The organism is Oceanimonas marisflavi, from assembly GCF_003049725.1.
Lineage (GTDB): Bacteria > Pseudomonadota > Gammaproteobacteria > Enterobacterales > Aeromonadaceae > Oceanimonas > Oceanimonas marisflavi.
Window position 1 is genome coordinate 1 of the sequence record NZ_QAGM01000022.1, and the last position, 18,392, is coordinate 18,392.

The window sequence follows — 18,392 nt, forward strand, 5'->3', positions numbered from 1 at the left end:
GCCATCCACCCAAACTGCCAGACGCCGCTGTCCCGCTGATCCTGAAAGCATTGGAAGAGTTGGGCCCAGAAGGCTTTGGCTATGAAGATCAGCGCTGGACGACACAGCGGATCGCCGATGCCATTGCTACTCTGACCAAGATTCAGTACAGCCAGTCACACATGAGCAAGTTGCTGCGACGCTGGGGATGGTCCTGGCAGAAACCGAAACGCCGTGACATTCGGCGTGATGAGACCGCCATTACCCATTGGCAGCAGCAGATCTGGCCGGCGTTAAAAAAAACAGGCGAAGGAACAGGATGAAACCTTGGTATTCATTGATGAGTCCAGCTTTCACCTGTGCTCGCATCATGCCAAGACCTTCGCTCCGATAGGACAGACGCCGGTTGTAAAAGGCAAGCGAGGGCAAACACCCCGCTTTATGGTCACGGGCGCCGTTTCTCCCGAAGGACGAACGTATTTTAGCTGGACGACCGAGCATGTGACCGGTGAGACCGTGGTCGAGTTTTTGAAGAAACTGCTTCGTTACTGGCCTGGTAAGCTACGGGTCATCTGGGATAACGCTCCCGTGCATAGAAGCAAGGCCGTTAAATCCTGGTTATCGATGCCTGAGGTTCAGCAGCGTTTGTCGCTGGAAGCGTTGCCACCGTACGCCCCGGAGCTGAACCCGGCAGAAGCGCTATGGAGTTGGCTCAAACGGCAACGTGCGAACCTGGCCTTCAAAGACGGCTTGGCCTTACGGCAATGGTTGGAGCAGAAAACGAAGTGGCTAAAACGGCAGCGCAGTTTTGTAACGAAATTGATGAAGGCTTCGCCAATATATTAATCAGTAATAATTAGGTCAGTAGTCGCAACAACAGTACCGGCGCGCCACTTGGCCGCCGTTTTTTTTGTGCCTTTAATCCGTGCTCTTTTCACGCATAATGGCACCATTCAACGGGCATGTTTACGTTAAAGAGCAACCGATACGTGGATGAACTTCTTCAATTATTCAGCAACCCAACCCTGCTATGGGCACTGGGCATCTCCAGCCTGGTGTGCTTTATCGGCTCCCTGCTGCTGATCCCCTGGCTGGTGGTGCGCATTCCGGTAAATTACTTTTGCGATGAATACCGCCACCGGGTGCCCTGGGCCAGACGGAATCCGCTGCTGCGCTGGCTGCTGCTGATCCTGAAAAACCTGCTGGGGCTGGTGTTTCTGCTGATGGGCATCGCCATGCTGGTGTTACCGGGGCAAGGGCTGCTGACCATACTGATCGCCATGGTACTGCTGAACTTTCCGGGAAAATACCGGCTGGAACGCCGGCTGTTCAGGGTGCCCTCGGTGCGCAATGCCGTGAACTGGCTGCGCAAAAGGGCCGGACGGCCGCCGTTAAGGTTTGATGGTTAAGTATCAGAACGTGCTTCTTCGCTTTCCGCCTCTCGCCTTCCCCTCAATGTTTCGCCGGCCGGCACGCACTTCTGGCGACAGTGCAAGGAAATCTCTTACCCCCTTATGATTAGAAAATCACCGGCCGAGCGTTTTGCATCCTGAATCCCGCCTTTTGCAATTGCCCTTATCCAACCCAGCGGCCAAAATAGACGCGTTTGAACACAGTCGTGGCTGGGATTAGCGACATGAAACACCCGAACGGTAGCCCTCTGGACCCGAACAATAGTTCTATGACAACCCACACCGTAAAGGGGCATAAAGATTTACTTTGTGTTCTTCGCTGAAATGCGAGGGGAAATAGGATGGGGCGATGGGATTCATTTTTCCGCCATTGCTAAATTCAGGCCGAGAGTTATCGAAGTCGGCCGGTCGTTTTTATTCAACTGTAGGCGAAGAAGGACTCTACACGAATGGCAGGTAATAAGGCGCTTAGCGCGAGAAACCGGAACTCGGCAGATGAGTTCTACACCCAACTTACAGATATAGAGGACGAACTGAGGCACTACCGTTCCCAGTTTCAGGGCAAGGTCGTGCTGTGCAACTGCGACGACCCGTTTGAGAGCAACTTCTTCAAGTACTTCGCCATGAACTTCAATCACCTCGGTCTGAAGAAGCTCATATCCACCAGCTATGCAGGTTCGCCTATCACCGGCAAACAACTGCCCCTCTTCGATGTTGAAGGGCTGCGCGCCACTCGATCTGTACGCGACGTCTACAAAGTCGAGATTACAGAAGTACCTGATCTCAACGCCGATGGCGCTATCGATCTCCTCGATGTTGAGCATCTCCTGCGCCACGACTCCAATGCGGTCACTCCACTGGAAGGTGATGGTGACTTTCGCAGTCCTGAGTGCGTCGCTCTGCTGGACGAGGCTGACATCATCGTAACGAATCCACCCTGGAGCCTGATACGCGATTTCATCCCGCTGATTGCTGAAAGCAAAAAACAGTTCTTAGTTATCGGTGACCAAAATTTCATCACCTACCGAGAGGTCTTCGAGCAGATTATGGCTGACAACCTCTGGTTTGGTTACAACAACGGCGGTACTAAATGGTTTCGGGTCCCCGATGACTACGAGATCAAAACAGAATCGCGCAAGAAGATTGTTGATGGCGTCAAATACTTCAGCATGGGTCGGGCCTACTGGTTCACAAACCTCGATACCACCAAGCGTCACGAGCCTCTGACCTTATTCAAGCGATACACCCCTGAGGAGTATCCGACCTACACGAACTACCCGGCAATCGAAGTATCGAAGGTAGCGGAAATTCCTATGGACTATGACGGCGAGATGGGAGTGCCAATAACATTCTTGGATAAGTACAACCCAGAACAATTCAAGATCATCGGAAACAGCAAATGGCTCGGTAAACCAATGTCGGAGGTTGCAGAGAAAGGTACTTACCAGGCTGGAGGAATTAGGTTCTACGTCCCCAATGGCGACGGAACTCACCGACGCTTGTACGAACGAGTTGTCATCCAACGGATTGGAGCTACATCATGAAAATAGAGCTAAAAAGAGTGACCGTCCGCGACGTCAGTGAGAACTTCGTCGATAACGACGAACAGGGCGTGATCGGCTACGACGGCAAGCTTAACATCAGACCCAAGTACCAGCGCGAGTTTGTATACGATGAGAAGAAACGTGGCGCAGTCCTGGATACCATCCGCCGTGGTTTCCCGCTCAACGTCATCTACTGGGCTCTTAACGAGGATGGATCTTACGAAGTCCTTGATGGTCAGCAGCGGACGATATCGTTCTGCCAATATGTCGCCGGCGATTTCTCGATCATGATCGACGGCCACCCGATGGCCTTCCACAATCTCAATCAGTCGCAGAAAGACGCAATTCTCGACTACGAACTGATGGTTTACGTTTGCGAAGGTAACGAGACTGAAAAGCTCGACTGGTTCCGCACAATCAATATCGCCGGAGAGAAGCTTACCGACCAAGAGCTGCGCAATGCCGTCTACACCGGCCCTTGGCTGACCCACGCCAAATCTATCTTCAGCAAGTCCAGCGGCCCGGCCTACGGTCTGGCCAGCAAGTACGTCCCCGGCTCACCAATCCGTCAGGAGCTACTGGAGAAGGCTCTAAAGTGGAGATCAGAGGGCAAGATCGAACACTACATGTCGGACCACCAGCACGATGCCACTGCCAACGAACTGTGGACCTACTTCCAGAACATCATCTGGTGGGTGCAGCAAACCTTTACGACCTACCGAAAGAAGGAGATGAAGGCGGTCGAATGGGGACCGCTCTATGACCAGTTTAAGGATGAACCTTACGATCCGGCTGCTCTAGAGAAGCGTATCGCCGAGTTGATGCAGGATCCCGACGTAACCAATAAAAAGGGGATCTACACCTATGTGCTCACCGGTGAAGAGCGGCAACTGAGCATCCGCCAGTTCGACGACCGCATGAAGCGTACCGCCTACGAGGCCCAGAACCGAAAATGTGCCAACGGAGCCAAGTGTAAAACTGCCGGTAACGAGGATGGTAACCGCCTTTTCGAGCTTGCTGATATGCAAGGCGACCACATCACCCCTTGGTCCAAGGGTGGCAAAACTATCGCCGAGAACTGCCAGATGCTCTGCATTACTTGTAATCGCGACAAGAGCGGCTTGTAACTCGTCAGCCTAGAACACTTCAAAAGCGAAGAAATGCCAAGGCATCAGTCAGCAGACTTATACTCTCAGGGTGAGCAAAGTCTGCTCCTTCACACCGGTCTGTGCCCCCTCCCCCCGCTGCTCCCGCAGCGGGCCTTTTCCCCAAAAAAACTTCACTTCATCCCCAACCTCTTAGCCAGTTTATGCAGGTTGCTGGGGTCTACTTCCAGCAATCGCGCGGCGGCGGCCCAGTTGTGTTCGGTGGCGGCCAGTGCTTGTTTAATGGCCTGTTGCTGGGCCTGATTGGTGGTCTGTTGCAGGCTGGTCAGCGGGTTGGGTGCCACCGGCACGGGCTTGCTTTCTGCCTGAGCAGGTTTGGTTAATGGCATGTCGCCGGCGAGATCCAGCAGCTCCGGCTCCAGGGTGATGATATCGGCGCGGTTGGCGCCACGGCTCAGGGCCTTGATGGCGGCGCGGCTGATCACATGCTCCAGCTCGCGCACGTTGCCGGGCCAGGCGTAGGCGCACAGGGCCTGTTCGGCGGCGGGCGACAGCCGCAGACTGCGCAGGCCCAGCCGGCCCCGGTTCAGCTCCAGAAAATGGCCGGCCAGCACCAGCACATCCCCTTCCCGCTCGCGCAAAGGCGGTATCGGCACCGGATACACCGACAGCCGGTGATAGAGATCGGCCCGGAAATGGCCATCGCGCACGCTGTCGTGCAACTGGCGGTTGGTGGCGGCAATCACCCGCACATTGACCTTGCGCGGCGCGTCTTCCCCCAGCCGCTGAATTTCCCCGTTTTGCAGCGCCCGCAGCAGCTTGGCCTGAATGCCCAGCGGCAGCTCCCCCACTTCATCCAGAAACAGGGTACCGCCGTCGGCGGCTTCAAAGCGACCGGGCCGGTCATTGCCAGCACCGGAAAAGGCGCCCTTTACGTGGCCGAACAGTTCGCTTTCGGCCAGGGATTCCGGCAGGGCGGCGCAGTTCACCTGTACCAGTGGCCGATCCCGCCGGGGCGAATGCTGATGCAGCCGGCGGGCAAACAGATCCTTGCCCACCCCGGTTTCCCCGGTGAGCAGCACCGGCAGATCCGAGTCGGCCACCACATCCAGCTCGTGCAGCAGCCGCTTCAGCCCGGTGCTCTGCCCCAGTATCTCCCCTTCCAGCCGTTCGCTGAGTGGCGCTGGTGCGTCCTGCCGGGCCAGGCGCAGGCCACGGATATCCTGCTCCAGCCGGGTCATGCGCACCGCGGCGGCGGCGGTGAGCGCCAGCCGTTGCAGCTGATCCCGTGCGTCCTGATCAAAGGTGCCGGCGGTGAGCGCGTCCAGGGTCAGGGCGCCCCATTGTTCACCGTTCACATACAGGCTGATGCCCATGCAGTCATGCACCGGCAGCGCCTCGCCCACATGATGTTCCAGCAGGCCGTCGTAGGGGTCTGGCAGGGGGGAGTCGGGAGCAAAGGCCACGGTGCCGCGGCTGGCCAGAATGGCCGCCAGCCTGGGGTGCTGGGCCACCACAAAACGCCGTCCCAGCGCCTCGCGTACCAGGCCGTCTACCGCCACCGGGCTGAGCACACCATCCTGCAGCCGCAACAGGCAGACGGCGCCGCAACCAAAATGCTCCCGCAGCAGGCGCACCAGGCTCTGCAGGCGCACGGCACTGGGCAGCTCGGCGGCCAGATCCGCCAGCAAAAGATCATACAACATAGGGTTAATTTCACCATAACAGGGTTTTATTCACCCTAATCGAAAAGGGTAAAAAATACCACAAAATAATAATAAACCTTAAAAATCATAAACTTAAAAAGTGGCACATTGATTGCAGCTTATGGAGCAAGAATACCATGAACAAGGAGCCACATCATGAGTCTGCTCAACCACTCCCTGGGCGCACTGGCCAGGGATATTCCGGGGGCCACCCGGGTATTTCATCATTACCGGCTGGATTATTGCTGCGGTGGCCACACCCTGCTGAGCGAGGCGCTGGCGGAGCGGGGTCTGGACGCCGCCGAGGTGATCGCCCGGCTGGAATCCCTGCCGGCCCGTAACGAAAGCGACATCAACTGGGCCGAGGCCGGGACCGATGCGCTGATTGATCATCTTCTTGCCCGCTACCACCAGGTACATCGCCTGCAACTGCCCGAACTGGTGCAACTGGCCCACCGGGTGGAAACTGTACACGAAGACAATCCGCTCTGCCCTGCCGGGCTGGCGGAGCACCTGGAAGCCATGAGCCAGGAGCTGGAAAGCCATATGCAGAAGGAGGAGCAGGTTCTGTTCCCCATGCTGCGCCGTGGCCTGTTTGCCCCGGCTCAAGGGCCGATCAGCGTGATGCGCATGGAGCACGACGACCACGGCGAGGCTCTGGCCCGGCTGGCCCGGCTTACCCACGACTTTTCCCTACCTGCCGGGGCCTGCGCCAGCTGGCAGGCACTTTATACCGGCATTAACGAGCTGCAAAATGATCTGATGCAGCACATTCATCTGGAAAACAACATTCTGTTCAACTCTGCTCAGCGCCAGGAGGTGCAGCATGGCTAATTATCGTCGCCTGTGGATCCTGCTCATCGTGATCCTCGGCATTACCTTTTCCGTTCTTGGCTATTTTGGCCGCGAAGTGTACCGGGTGGCTCCCCCCATTCCCGCTCAGGTGGTCACCGAAAGCGGCACCCTGCTCACCACCCACGATGGCATTCTCGACGGCCAGACCGCCTGGCAGTCGGTAGGTGGCATGCAACTGGGCTCTATCTGGGGCCACGGTGCCTACCAGGCGCCGGACTGGACCGCCGACTGGCTGCACCGGGAGCTGATGGCCTGGCTGGATTCGGCCGCACAGGAAGAGTTCGGCACCGGCTACGCCAACCTCGACGGCGAGCAGCAGGCCGTGCTGCAACACCGGCTGAAGCAGGAGTACCGCAGCAACGGCTATGATGCCGAGGCCGATGTACTGGTCGTCTCCGAGCGCCGTGCCCAGGCCATGGCCGACACCGCCGCCTACTATGACAAGCTGTTCAGCGACGATCCGGCGCTGCAGGGCACTCGCCAAAGCTTTGCCATGAAGGAGAACACCCTGCCGAGCGCCGAGCGCCGGGCCGACATGACCAACTTCTTCTTCTGGACCGCCTGGGCCGCCGCTACCGAGCGCCCCGGCAGCGAGGCCACCTATACCAACAACTGGCCCCACGAGCCGCTGATCGACAACAAGCCCACCGCCGAGAACATCGTCTGGTCCATCGTCAGCGTGGTGCTGCTGATCGCCGGCGTGGGTGGCCTGGTCTGGGCCTGGTCGTTCCTGCGCAAGGAAGAGGAAGCCGAGCCCAAGGCCCCAGCTAGGGATCCGCTCACCAGCTTTAAACTGACCCCGTCACAAAAGGCGCTGGGCAAATACGTATTCCTGGTGGTGGCGCTGTTTACCTTTCAGGTGCTGCTGGGTGGTGCTACTGCCCACTACACAGTGGAAGGCCAGCATTTCTACGGAGTGGAGCTGTCGAAGTGGTTCCCCTATTCGCTGCTGCGCACCTGGCACATTCAGAGTGCCCTGTTCTGGATTGCCACCGGCTTTCTTGCTGCCGGCCTGTTCCTCGCCCCCATCATCAACGGCGGCAAGGATCCCAAATACCAGGCGCTGGGCGTAAACGTACTGTTCTGGGCACTGGTGGCCGTGGTGGTGGGCAGCTTTGCCGGCAACTATCTGGCCATTGCTCAAGTCATGCCCGCCAACCTCAACTTCTGGCTGGGTCACCAGGGTTATGAATACGTGGATCTGGGCCGGCTGTGGCAGATTGGCAAGTTTACCGGCATCGTACTGTGGCTGGTGCTGATGCTGCGCGGCGTGGTGCCGGCGCTGCGCCAGCCCGGCGACCGCAACCTGCTGGCCCTGCTTACCGCCTCCTGCGCCGCCATTGGCCTGTTTTACGGCGCCGGTTTCTTCTACGGCGAACGCACCCACATTTCAGTGATGGAGTTCTGGCGCTGGTGGATTGTGCACCTGTGGGTGGAAGGCTTCTTTGAAGTGTTCGCCACCACCGCCCTGGCCTTTATCTTCTGCAGCATGGGCCTGGTATCGCGCAAGGCGGCCACCACCGCCAGTCTGGCCTCGGCCTCACTGTTTATGCTGGGTGGTATTCCCGGTACCTTCCACCACCTGTACTTCTCCGGCACCACCACTCCGGTGATGGCGGTGGGCGCCACCTTCAGCGCCCTGGAAGTGGTGCCCCTGATAGTGCTAGGTTACGAGGCCTGGGAAAACTGGCGCCTGAAGAACAGCGCGCCCTGGATGGAAAATGTGAAATGGCCGCTGATGTTCTTTGTGGCGGTGGCATTCTGGAACATGCTGGGCGCCGGTGTGCTGGGCTTTATGATCAACCCCCCGGTCGCGCTCTATTACATTCAGGGTCTGAACACCACGGCCACCCACGCCCACGCGGCCCTGTTCGGTGTGTATGGCTTCCTGGCCCTGGGCTTTGCCCTGCTGGTGCTGCGCTACATTCGCCCCAACATGGTGTTTAACGAGTCGCTGATGAAAACCGCCTTCTGGTGGATGAACGGTGGCCTGGTGCTGATGCTGTTTACCAGCGTGCTGCCGGTGGGCATCATTCAGTTCGTGGCCAGCGCCAGCGAGGGCCTCTGGTATGCCCGCAGCGAGAGCTTTATGCAGCAGGGCCTGCTGCAAACCCTGCGCTGGGTGCGCACCTTTGGAGACGTGGTGTTTATCATCGGCGCCCTGGCGGTGACCTGGCAGGTGATTATCGGCCTGCGCCAGCCTGCCGGCCAGGCCACCAACCTGGCCATTGAACCTCAGGAATGTGACGTACCCGAGCTGATGTCAAAGTAATTCTGGAGGTTGTTAGTCTGGTTTGGCCCCGCCTGGCGGGGTCTTTTTTGTGCCCGCCGCCTTTATCGACCCTTGGCGCTATGCTCAACAAAGGCGCATTCACGTTATTCAAGGAGTCACGATGAGTTGCTTTGAGCGGTTTCCCGCCCGCATGGCGGACGTGGGCGGCATTCCGGTGGCACGTTCGCTGCCGGTGCGCCAGCGCCGGCTGATTGGTGCCTGGTGTTTTCTCGATCATGCCGGCCCCTCACACTTTGCCGCCGACGAGCCGGGCCTGCGGGTCGGCCCCCATCCCCACATCGGTCTGCAAACCTTTACCTGGATGCTCAGGGGCCGGGTGCTGCACCGGGACAGCCTGGGCCACGAGCAGATCATTCAGCCCGGCCAGGTGAACCTGATGACTGCCGGCCACGGCATTGCCCACAGCGAAGAGTCGGTGGCCGGCGAGCGTGAACTGCACGCGGCCCAGTTGTGGATTGCCCTGCCCCACGCCGACCGGCACACGCCGCCCCGCTTTGATCATTACCCCCGGCTGCCCATGTGGTCGCAACGGGGCGTATGTTTTACCCTGCTGGCGGGCGAATACGCCGGTCACAAGGCGCCGACGCTGTTGTTTTCCCCTCTGGTGGGGCTGGATTTGCACGCCCGTCAGTCCACCACCCTGACTCTGGCGCTACGGCCGGAGTTTGAATACGGCCTGCTGGTGCTGGAAGGCGGTATGGAGCTGGACGGTGAGTGGACCGGCCCCAATGAGCTGGTCTATGTGGGGACGGCGCAAGACCGCCTTGAGCTCAGCCTGGAAGAAAGCACCCGGGTGCTGTTGCTGGGCGGCGAGCCGCTCAAGGAGCACATTTATATCTGGTGGAATCTGGTGGGCCACAGCGAGGCCGAGATTGCCGAAGCCCTGGCCGACTGGCAGGCGGGCAGCCCCCGTTTTGGCACGGTAAAGGGCTTTGACGGCGAGCCCATGACGGCTCCGCCCCTGCCTGCCGGTCTGAAATAACAGGGCGACGTCAGCCGGCGTGGCGCTGGCGCTCGGTCACACCAATATGGCCGGCCAAAGGCGCTGTGTTCACCGCCATGCCGTGCTTGCCGGCGCGTTTTACCTGATACATGGCGGCATCGGCCCGGGCCATGACATCGGCAAAATCGTCGCGCTCTCGCACGGCTTCAATGCCCATGCTCATGCCCACACAGGCCTCACCGTTGTCCAGCTCAAAGGGCGCATCCAGACAGTCGATACAGGCCTGCCCCAGCTCCTGAGTGCGGGCCTGATGTAATGACCAGGGCAGCAGCAGCACGAACTCGTCGCCCCCCAGACGCCCCAGCACCACTTCCGGCGGGCACAAGTGGTGCAGCCGCTCGGTAAACTGCACCAGCAGCCTGTCGCCGGCGCGGTGGCCCAGGGTGTCGTTCACCTGCTTGAAGTCGTCGAGGTCGATAAAACAGAGGGTCAGCTCGCCCTCGGTTTTGAGGGCCTTGAAGCGTGCGATCAGGCCGCTGCGATTAAGCAGGCCGGTGAGCGGATCCTTGTGGGCCAGGCGCGACAGCGCCAGTTCATATTCCTTCTCCTGGGTGATGTCGATATGGGTGCCCATCACTCTGAGCGGCCGGCCCTGATCATCCCATTCCACCACCCTTCCTCTGTCCTGCACCCAGGTGACGGTGCCGTTTTTGGCTACCATGCGGTGCTGCACTTCGTAAAAGGGAGTACGGCCATGGAGATGATCGTAAAAATTGTTGAGCACCTCTTCCCGGTCTTCCGGGTGCAGGTGGGCTTTCCATACCTCAAAGCTGGCTTCCAGCTCTTTGGGCTGAAACCCCAGCATGGAGCCCCAGCGCCGATTAAAGATAATCAGCTTGCCGCTGGGCACATGCAGCTGCCACACGCACAGTCCGGTGCCGTCCATGGCCGCTTCCAGTTTTTCCCGGGCGTCGGCGGCAATGCGCTTTAACCGTTCGTTTTCCGCCTGCAGCCTGAGCAGTTCAATTGAAGGGATCCTGTTCATCTGTACGTCTCACCTGGGGTGGAGCAGATCGGCAGCCTGCCCCATGCCGGAATATCCATGCTCATCGTTTTGTGGGCGAATCAAGGTTTCATTGTAATGCTTCGTTCTGTAAACAGGAGAGACTATCACGTCTGCTGAAATGAAATCCCGCTTGCTTCGGTCTCAAAATACTTCGTTACTTACCGGCAAACTCAAGGCAAGGATAAAAATGAAACCAAGCATCGCCATTATCGGCGCCGGCCTGGCCGGTCTGACCCTGGCCCGGGAGCTGAGAGCGCACGCCGAGATCACCCTGTTTGAAAAGGCCCGGGGCCTGGGCGGACGCATGTCCACCCGCCGCCGCGACCAGCACCGCTGGGATCACGGCGCCCAGTTTTTTACCGCCCGCTCCCGCGCCTTCAAGGCCCTGCTCAAGCCTTTTATTGAAACTGGCGCCGTGGTGGAATGGCAGCCCAATATCACCACCCTGAGCCCGGATCAGGCTCCCTACAAGCGGCCCTGGTTCGAGCCTCACTATGTGGCGGCGCCGGGCATGAACGGCCTGCTCAAGGCCATGAGTCCGGGGCTGAATATTACGCTGCAAACCCGGGTGGAAACCCTGGAGCAGCAAAACGGCCAATGGCGGCTGTTTGATGATCAGGGCAAATGCCTGGGGGAATTTGACTGGGTGATCAGCTCGGCGCCGCTGCCGCAAACCGAGGCGCTGCTGCCCCTGGCTGCCGACACCTGGGCCGGTTTTGACATGCAGCCCTGCTACGCCCTGATGCTGAAAGTGGACGATCAGGATCTGCCGGTGTGGGATGCGGCTCAGGTCAACGACTCGCCCCTGCGCTGGATTGCCTTTAACCACCGTCTGCCGGGACGGAACCGCAACCTGGGCGCCGTGGTGGCCCACAGCACCGCCGACTGGGCCGGTGCGCACCTGGAAGACGATCAGGAGCAGGTGAAACACACCCTCACCGCAGAATTCTGCGCGCTGACCGGCGTCAGCCCCCAGGCGGTGCAGGAGGCGCAACTGCACCGCTGGCGCTACGCTCTGGCCACGGAGGTGGAAAACGACCCCGTGGGCTATGTGCTGGACGCCGAGCGCAAACTGGCAGCCTGCGGCGACTGGTGCCTGGGCGGCCGGGTGGAAGCGGCCTTTAGCAGCGGCCACCGGCTGGCCGCCCGGCTGCGACAGTTGCTCTGACCCGGCACTCAAAATATGACAGCAGCGTGACAGCGGCGTTGACATGCGAAAGTCCGTATATAAGATGAGCGCATTCATCAGGAGACAGACTTCGCCATGACTTCCGTGCTTTTTGTCTGCCACAGCAATGCCGTGTGTTCACCCATTGCCGAGGCGCTGCTCAATCATCTGGCGGCCGACCGCTACCGGGTAATGAGCGCCGGCGTGCAGCCTGCCGAAACCGACGCCAACGCCCTGGCCGCTCTGTGCAAACTGGGTGTCAATACCGAGGGCCTGAGCTGCAAGGGGCTGGACGCGATCGAAGGTGAGTATTTCGATATTGTCATCAGCCTGTGCGAGCAGGCCGAGGCTGCCGCCGCCGCCGTGCCCGGTGATCGCTTTATGACCTGGCATTTCAACGATGCGCCCTGCTGCTCCCAGGCCGACGCCAATAAAGTGGTTCAGGAAATTTACGAACGCATCAAGCTGCTGGTGCTGGTGCAGGACCGGCAGGAAAAAAGTCTGTGGTAAGCGCCACTGCCCCTCTTTCCCTGTTCAAGGCGCTGGCCGACGACACCCGGCTGCAGCTGGTGTTGCTGATCATGGCCGAAGGTGAAGTGTGCGTGTGCGAAATGACCCACGCCCTGAACGAAACCCAGCCCAAGATCTCCCGTCATCTGGCGCTGTTGCGCCAGGCTGGTCTGCTGGCCGACCGCCGTGATGGCCAGTGGGTGTATTACCGGCTGTCACCGTCTCTGGATCCTGCAGCGCGAGGCCTGCTGCAACACACCCATACCCATTATCAGGACTACATAGCCCCGGCGCTGGCAAGGCTGGCTCACATGGGCAACCGTCCCGAGCGTCGCAGCTTGTGCTGCTGATACAGGCGGAGATCATCATTGCGCCCGCTCAATTACCTGGCCGGTTACCCGGAAAGCCTGCAACAACAGGCAGCAGAGTTACTGGCCAACGGCCGTCTTGGCCTTTATCTGGAACGAAAATATCCTCAGTCTCATTCAGTGCAGAGCGACAAGGCACTGTATGACTATGTGAGCGAACTAAAAAACCGCTACCTGAAAAAGGCGGCGCCGCTCAGTCAGGTGCGCTACGACAGCAAGCTGAACGTGGTTAAACAGGCGCTGGGTCTGCACACCTATCAGGCTCATTTGCAGGGCAGCAAGCTGAAAACCCGCAATCGCATCACGGTAGCCGCCCTGTTTCGCGAAGGACCGCCGGAGTTTCTGCGCATGATAGTGGTGCATGAACTGGCCCACTTTCGGGAGAAGGAGCACAACAAGGCCTTCTATCAGCTATGTTGTCACATGGAGCCCCACTATCACCAGCTGGAATTGGATACCCGTTTGTGGCTGCTTTGGCGGGATCGAGGCCAGGGGCATGATGTAAACGACTCGAATGAGTGATGCTTTATTGTTTTTCCTTTTAAAAACAACAAAGAACCTGTTTTTTATGTGGGAAATACGTATATCTGACTCTGGCACCGGGCTCTAGAATTAGCCCCGAGTGACCTTACCTCCAGACGAGGATAATAACAAATGACCAGAACCGTACTACTGGGAGCCTTGCTGACCGCCGCCGCTGCCCCGGCGCTGGCAGACATGCCACCGCAGGCCGCCACCTGTATCAGCTGCCATCAGGCCAATGGTCTCGGCATGGCCAATGTGGCGCCCTCCATTGCCGGCATGCCGGCCCCCTATCTGGCGGAACAACTGCGCCATTTTCAAAGTGGCGCACGCGACAACGCCATCATGAAACCCATGGCCATGATGCTGGACAACGCCGGCATCGAAGCCGTCAGCCAGTGGTTTGCCAGCCTGCCGGTCAACCTGCCGGAAGAACCGGCCTTTCGTGGTGAAAAGCCGGCACCGCAGGATATGCTGGCGGGCGAAAAGCTGGCCTACCAGGGTGACTGGCAGCGTGACATTCCCAGCTGTGTGTCCTGCCATGGCCCGGAAGGCGTGGGGGTGGGTGAGGTATTCCCGCGCCTGGCCGGCCAGCATGCCGACTACATTACAAGCCAGCTCAAGGCCTGGCAAAGCGGCAGTCGTGCTCCTGGCGCTCACGGTCTGATGGCGCCCATCGCCAAGCGCCTGAGCGAGGAGGATATTTCCGCCGTAGCCAGCTATTTCGCCAGCCAGGGAGGCCAGTAACATGATCAGAATTTCCGCCATCACTCTGGGCCTGTCTCTGGTCCTTACCGGCATGGCCCACGCCCAGGGCTCGGCCCAGGCCGCCCACGTTGACAAGCTGGCCATTCAGGAAGAGCTTCCCGTTGGCCAGGCTGCCGGTGAATATCCCGTTCCTCCCGGCTGGGACAAACTGCCCGAGGGCGAGTTTGGTGAAAAAGTGGTACGGGGCTACAACTACTTTGTGAACTCCCAGTCCATGGCCCCCGAGTTTGTAGGCAACGGCCTCAACTGTGTGAACTGCCATATGGACGGAGGCAAAAAGGAAAACGCCGCACCGCTGTGGGCCGCCTATATGAGCTACCCCGCCTACCGCAAAAAAAATGACCGCATCAACAGTTATGAAGAGCGTATCCAGGGCTGCTTCCTGTATTCCATGAACGGCACACCGCCCGGCCATATGGATCCGGTGCTGGTGGATCTCTCCGCCTACGCCTACTGGCTGGCCCAAGGCACCCTGACCGGCGAGCAGTTCGATCCGGCCAAAATGGAAATTCCCAGCGATGAAGACCTGCTCAAGGGCGGCAAGCGTGATGACTTCCCCTTTATGCAGGCCTATCTGGACGCGGACGGCAGCACCGAACCCAGCACCCCGGGCCGGGGTTATCCCAAACTGGCCGAGCCGGAGCAGGCCCCCGCCTTTGCCCGGGGCAAGCAGGTCTATGAGCAGGAGTGCGCTGTCTGCCACGGCGCCAGTGGCGAGGGTCAGAAGGTCAATGACCGTTACGTGTTCCCGCCGTTGTGGGGCCCGGAAACCTATAACTGGGGCGCCGGCATGCAGCGGGTAAACACCGCCGCCTACTTTATCAAGCAAAACATGCCCCTGGGGCAGCCGGGCAAGCTGACCGATCAGCAGGCCTGGGACGTGGCCATGTACCTCGACTCCCACGAGCGCCCGCAGGATCCGCGCAACCACGGCTCACTGGAAGAAACCGTGGAGAAGTTCCACGGCGGCTTCAGCCAGTATGGCAAGGAAGTAAACGGCAGCGTACTGGGTACCGCCAGCTACCCCAACCATCCGAACAAGCCATGATGAATAACAGCTACTAATGAAAGGGCCGCAATTGCGGCCCTTTTTATGTGAACAGAATAACTCAGAAGGAAATCGGCAGGCTAAAGGAAACCTCGACATCCGGCGCATCTTCGGTCAGACCCGCCTGCAGGTTCATATTAAGGGAGGTTCTCTCAGTCAGCGCCAGGCCAAAACCGGTAGACAGGCTGTCTATCTGCAGCATCTCGCCCACCTTGTTGCCATTGATACTGGATTTAAACACGGTTCTGTGGTTTACCCCCAGACTGAATGACAGCCGGTCGTTGACCGCAAAGCCCATGCCCATGCCCAGAAAAAAGCTGTTGCCCAGATTGAATTTATCGGGATTATTGCTTGGATTTTCATCCAGGTCCCTTTTTGCATCATCACCCAGATTCCAGGTATAACCGGCCGTGCCAAAAAGCACGGCCGGATCGGTGGGATAAATCAGCGTCATGCTGGGCTCAATGGACCAGGATCCCGAGCCGGTGGGAGGATCTTTGAAAATACCCTGCGTGTTCAGTTCATTGTCAAAAGGCGACTCACCGGTATCCGATTTAAACCTGACACTACCTATCCAGAAGGGTGCCGACTCCAGATTCCATTGATAACGAATGGCTCCTTCAATATCACCCAGAGCAGCCCCCTCGGAGGAAAATCTTTGCGCGCCTCCCTGGCCCACATTTACCTCACGCTTGGTAATTGTGTCATAGCGATATACCCAGGGCACCCTGAGCTCCAGCTCAATCCGGTTGGTCAGACCATAACGACCTGCCAGTGCCGCTGTAAAAGTTGCCTGATCCGCATCTTCGGCTTCAATCAGGCCGACCACCAGCGCTGGCAATACTGAATACCCCAGAATGGATATGCGGTTAGACGTATTCTGGGAGTAACTGATGGAAGGTTCCAGTTCAAAACTGCCTTTTGGAGTAAGCAGACCGCGCGACTCCAGCGTGTTGGCGATGGAATCTACTACCTGTTTATCCTGTGCCTGAACGGTCGCTACCATGGAAAGCAACAAGCCGGTACAAATAATCCCTTTTTTCATGATTCTCTCCTTATTCCATACCTTGCTATCAACCGGTGCAACGACGATCTTGATATGCACAGCAGCTCGGCTGCTCTTTCTGTTTTTCCCGGCACCATATTCAGCACCCTTTTTATTGCCAGAGCTTCCGCTTCCTCTCTTGCCTTTTTTAAGCTGAGATCATTACCATTGGCAATCACTGCGTCATTATCAAGCCCCATCATTTCCGCACTTAAATAATGATTTTCGCAGCGTGAAACTCCAATCATAATCCGTTCAGCAAGCTCATTTATGTTTCCCGGCCAGCCATAGTTCATCAGCACCAGCTCTGTATCGGAAGTAAACCCAAGAATGCTTTTATCCCACTTTGAGCTGACACTATTAAGGAAGTACCTGGCAAGAATAATTTTATCCTGCCCCCGTTCTCTTAGCGGCGGCAAAACAACTCTGTTTTTGCTCAGCAGAGCTTTCATCTCAGGTATCAACCTGTCTGGCTCACTTGTTTCTTCACCAGTAAGCTCATTTAAAAAAACCACCTCAGACATTATTCCACCACCCAAAAAAGCCTGACAGAATTCGTTTTGCCAAGTTTTGGGCAGGCTGTTAATACAATCTATAAGAAAAGCAACCTTCCTTTCTGATGAAACAGGGAGATCATTATTCCCAAAAAGCAAGTTACCACTTAATGGCTTTTGACTTGGACACATATCAACAATAGTAATGTCATAAAGTTCCGCCCACTTCTTCGCCAGAAAATGCTTGCCTACTCCACGCTCTCCTGCAAGGGTAAGAATGCCATTTTTAAACTCATATATTTTCCTTAAAGATTCCTTGAAAAACTCACTCTTGCCAAGTACTTCCCCCTTTTGAAAAGGGATGGTCAGCATATCTTTCAGCTTATTCATGCCATAAGCTCTTCCCAATGTAATCAAAAGCCGTTCTTTGACTACCGGAACAGTATGAAAATCATAACAATAACGGGCAATGAAACGTTGCCACTCTATTTTCTCCAACTGCTCTTTGGATAATAAGGCAATCCAGGCAACACCTGCATAACGATTTAAAAAGTGCTCCACCTCTACTGCGGGCACCTCCGCCTGACCTGCATCAATAATAGCAATCAGTGCATCTGTGTTATCCAGATAACCGGCCGCCGCCTCCAGGTTGGAATATCGTATTAACGACCAATGACACTGTTCATCTCCAAGACCGCTTAAACAGGCAGGCGCACAAGAACTCTGAACAAGCAAAATCTCCCTATTCAAGATCATTCACACCACCACAATGATCATCCTGTTGTGTTCATCACTATAGAACAGAAAGGAAAGCACGACCAAGACAGACCAAAAAACAAACAAAAACAAACACAACGCATTGAAATAGTTAGATAAAAATCACAACAAGACAGCTTTAAATCCATTCTAAATAACAGAAAGGATTCGTATGAGATTTAACCAATGAGGAGTATTACAACGAGATGAGGACTCAATAGAGTTCAAATAAGTGACGATAATGAGATATCTATATAACAAATAATAATAAAAGACTCGATAAACCAATTATCCGGCTACCGAGTCTTAGAGAACACTCCCGAGTAAAGCGATATAAAAAGACAAGGCTAATATCCAACTCTCTTTGTGGCAGCCCGAATCCGACTGGATATCTTTTGCTGCACTTGGTAAGGCCTCAGATCAGGCGTACCCACATCAAGGTCTATGGTGGCATCTGTACGAACACCACTCGCCGAGTTCTTCAAGATAAAGCCAATTTTGCCTTTATCAATTACTGGGGTTACAGCAACCTCACCTCCGTTTATCCTTCTGATGATTTCCCTGTTGGCATCGGCTGGCAAGCCACTCGATAAGTCTATCAACCTCCAGTCAAAAAGCGGAGCGCCATCCAAAAGCACCTTCATTTTCAGCCCAATCGAATAATTGATGCCTGGTAATACGAAACCACCTCGCTGCCTGTCCAGCATGCTTTTCGACATTGGTGTTATGTTATTAAATATAACATCCACATTTTTAGAAAATGCTGCGGGGTGTAACAGCACCAAGGCCAATATCAGCCACTTCATGAT

General features: G+C 56.9%; 19 protein-coding genes. 14 read left to right on the top strand and 5 right to left on the bottom strand.

The genetic code is table 11. The features are described from left to right. The 5 genes from DA373_RS12970 to DA373_RS12990 all read left to right on the top strand — a co-directional run. Positions 1-302 (top strand): helix-turn-helix domain-containing protein (locus DA373_RS12970; protein WP_198650314.1); only part of this gene is annotated, 302 nt, incomplete at its 5' end. 4 nt (positions 303-306) lie between these two features. Continuing rightward, complete coding sequence (locus DA373_RS12975; RefSeq protein ID WP_107852258.1) at positions 307-825, top strand: IS630 family transposase; 519 nt, start codon at positions 307-309, stop codon at positions 823-825. Between the two features lie 143 nt (positions 826-968). Next, positions 969-1,388: a PGPGW domain-containing protein gene (locus DA373_RS12980; protein ID WP_107852733.1), complete on the top strand. Its 420-nt coding sequence runs from the start codon at positions 969-971 to the stop codon at positions 1,386-1,388. 452 nt (positions 1,389-1,840) lie between these two features. Further along, on the top strand, positions 1,841-2,935 hold the full coding sequence (locus DA373_RS12985) for an adenine-specific methyltransferase EcoRI family protein (protein ID WP_107852734.1): 1,095 nt from the start codon (positions 1,841-1,843) through the stop codon (positions 2,933-2,935). Beyond that, complete coding sequence (locus DA373_RS12990) at positions 2,932-4,062, top strand: HNH endonuclease family protein (protein WP_107852735.1); 1,131 nt, start codon at positions 2,932-2,934, stop codon at positions 4,060-4,062. Before DA373_RS12985 ends, DA373_RS12990 begins: the two co-directional genes overlap by 4 nt. Before the next feature lie 152 nt (positions 4,063-4,214). Here the strand turns inward: DA373_RS12990 and norR are convergent, their stop codons facing one another. Next, positions 4,215-5,747, bottom strand: a complete 1,533-nt coding sequence (norR, locus tag DA373_RS12995) for a nitric oxide reductase transcriptional regulator NorR (protein WP_107852736.1) — start codon at positions 5,745-5,747, stop codon at positions 4,215-4,217. 156 nt (positions 5,748-5,903) lie between these two features. On the opposite strand from norR, the gene ytfE reads away from it, so the two are divergent. The 3 genes from ytfE (at position 5,904) to DA373_RS13010 (ending at position 9,877) form a co-directional block, all read left to right on the top strand. After that, positions 5,904-6,581, top strand: coding sequence for an iron-sulfur cluster repair protein YtfE (gene ytfE / locus DA373_RS13000; protein ID WP_107852737.1), 678 nt, complete (start codon positions 5,904-5,906; stop codon positions 6,579-6,581). Beyond that, complete coding sequence (locus tag DA373_RS13005) at positions 6,574-8,874, top strand: nitric-oxide reductase large subunit (protein ID WP_107852738.1); 2,301 nt, start codon at positions 6,574-6,576, stop codon at positions 8,872-8,874. The genes ytfE and DA373_RS13005 overlap by 8 nt, the downstream gene beginning before the upstream one ends. 121 nt (positions 8,875-8,995) lie before the next feature. Continuing rightward, entirely contained in the window at positions 8,996-9,877 is an 882-nt protein-coding gene (locus tag DA373_RS13010) for a pirin family protein (protein WP_107852739.1), read from the top strand. A 10-nt stretch (positions 9,878-9,887) separates the two neighbouring features. On the opposite strand, the gene DA373_RS13015 is transcribed toward DA373_RS13010, so the two are convergent. After that, entirely contained in the window at positions 9,888-10,883 is a 996-nt protein-coding gene (locus DA373_RS13015; RefSeq protein ID WP_107852740.1) for a sensor domain-containing diguanylate cyclase, read from the bottom strand. Positions 10,884-11,091: 208 nt separating this feature from the next. On the opposite strand from DA373_RS13015, the gene DA373_RS13020 reads away from it, so the two are divergent. The 6 genes from DA373_RS13020 to DA373_RS13045 all read left to right on the top strand — a co-directional run bounded on the left by DA373_RS13020 (position 11,092) and on the right by DA373_RS13045 (position 15,288). Next, the gene (locus DA373_RS13020; RefSeq protein ID WP_107852741.1) at positions 11,092-12,072 is read left to right on the top strand and encodes an NAD(P)/FAD-dependent oxidoreductase; all 981 of its coding nucleotides are present in this window, start codon (positions 11,092-11,094) and stop codon (positions 12,070-12,072) included. A gap of 96 nt (positions 12,073-12,168) precedes the next feature. Further along, the gene (locus tag DA373_RS13025) at positions 12,169-12,582 is read left to right on the top strand and encodes an arsenate-mycothiol transferase ArsC (protein ID WP_107852742.1); all 414 of its coding nucleotides are present in this window, start codon (positions 12,169-12,171) and stop codon (positions 12,580-12,582) included. Next, on the top strand, positions 12,576-12,932 hold the full coding sequence (locus DA373_RS13030; RefSeq protein WP_107852743.1) for a metalloregulator ArsR/SmtB family transcription factor: 357 nt from the start codon (positions 12,576-12,578) through the stop codon (positions 12,930-12,932). Before DA373_RS13025 ends, DA373_RS13030 begins: the two co-directional genes overlap by 7 nt. Before the next feature lie 18 nt (positions 12,933-12,950). After that, a complete protein-coding gene (locus DA373_RS13035) occupies positions 12,951-13,472 on the top strand; it encodes a M48 family metallopeptidase (RefSeq protein ID WP_107852744.1) in 522 nt (173 codons plus the stop codon). 132 nt (positions 13,473-13,604) lie between these two features. After that, positions 13,605-14,219: a c-type cytochrome gene (locus DA373_RS13040; protein ID WP_107852745.1), complete on the top strand. Its 615-nt coding sequence runs from the start codon at positions 13,605-13,607 to the stop codon at positions 14,217-14,219. A gap of 1 nt (position 14,220) precedes the next feature. Further along, positions 14,221-15,288 carry a c-type cytochrome gene (locus tag DA373_RS13045; RefSeq protein WP_107852746.1) on the top strand — a complete coding sequence of 356 codons (1,068 nt, stop codon included), beginning with the start codon at positions 14,221-14,223 and terminating at the stop codon, positions 15,286-15,288. 61 nt (positions 15,289-15,349) lie between these two features. Here the strand turns inward: DA373_RS13045 and DA373_RS13050 are convergent, their stop codons facing one another. From DA373_RS13050 to DA373_RS13060, 3 genes are all read right to left on the bottom strand, one after another. Next, positions 15,350-16,333: a transporter gene (locus tag DA373_RS13050; protein WP_107852747.1), complete on the bottom strand. Its 984-nt coding sequence runs from the start codon at positions 16,331-16,333 to the stop codon at positions 15,350-15,352. Then, positions 16,330-17,583: a VpsR-related response regulator gene (locus tag DA373_RS13055; protein WP_107852748.1), complete on the bottom strand. Its 1,254-nt coding sequence runs from the start codon at positions 17,581-17,583 to the stop codon at positions 16,330-16,332. The genes DA373_RS13050 and DA373_RS13055 overlap by 4 nt, the downstream gene beginning before the upstream one ends. Positions 17,584-17,930: 347 nt before the next feature. Next, positions 17,931-18,389 carry a hypothetical protein gene (locus DA373_RS13060; RefSeq protein WP_107852749.1) on the bottom strand — a complete coding sequence of 153 codons (459 nt, stop codon included), beginning with the start codon at positions 18,387-18,389 and terminating at the stop codon, positions 17,931-17,933. Positions 18,390-18,392: the final 3 nt, after the last annotated feature.